The organism is Paenibacillus sp. 05T425, from assembly GCF_056396205.1.
In genome coordinates this window covers 1-325 of sequence record NZ_JBFTLA010000198.1, presented here as the reverse complement: position 1 = coordinate 325, position 325 = coordinate 1, and the positions used below count along the sequence as shown (strand labels likewise).

The window sequence follows — 325 nt, the reverse complement described above, 5'->3', positions numbered from 1 at the left end:
TTAGCGGCGGACGGGTGAGTAACACGTAGGTAACCTGCCTATAAGACTGGGATAACATTCGGAAACGAATGCTAATACCGGATACGCGATTTGGTCGCATGACCGAATCGGGAAAGACGGAGYAATCTGTCACTTATAGATGGACCTGCGGCGCATTAGCTAGTTGGTGAGGTAATGGCTCACCAAGGCGACGATGCGTAGCCGACCTGAGAGGGTGATCGGCCACACTGGGACTGAGACACGGCCCAGACTCCTACGGGAGGCAGCAGTAGGGAATCTTCCGCAATGGACGAAAGTCTGACGGAGCAACGCCGCGTGAGTGATG

1 rRNA gene is annotated in these 325 nt (G+C 54.9%); it reads left to right on the top strand.

Features of this window, described 5'->3' with window-relative positions:
- Positions 1-325: ribosomal RNA gene (locus tag AC1DF0_RS32750) — 16S ribosomal RNA — on the top strand; the annotation flags it as partial.